This is a genomic window from Bacillus sp. NTK074B, from assembly GCF_017303375.1.
GTDB lineage: Bacteria > Bacillota > Bacilli > Bacillales > Bacillaceae_B > Rossellomorea.
Window position 1 is genome coordinate 1 of record NZ_JAFKOH010000281.1, and the last position, 253, is coordinate 253.

The window sequence follows — 253 nt, forward strand, 5'->3', positions numbered from 1 at the left end:
GGCCGGGTTCGGTCGCGCCACCGATGATGCAGGCGCCATGCCCCGCTTCCGTCCTGTGCATCGCGGCCAGCGCGGCCTCGGCCTGATCGGGGGGAACGAAGGTGACGAGCGTGCCCTCATTGGCCAGATAAAGCGGGTCGAGACCCAGGATCTCGCACATCCCCTTGACCTCGGCGCGCAGCGGCAGCGCCGCTTCGTCCAGTTCGACCGACACGCCCGCCGCATCGGCCAGTTCGTTCAGGGTCGAGGCCAG

At 69.6% G+C, this 253-nt stretch carries 1 protein-coding gene; it reads right to left on the reverse strand.

Translation table 11 applies throughout. From position 1 onward, the window contains the following. Positions 1-253 (reverse strand): AIR synthase-related protein (locus JI667_RS22365; protein WP_244668435.1); only part of this gene is annotated, 253 nt, incomplete at both ends.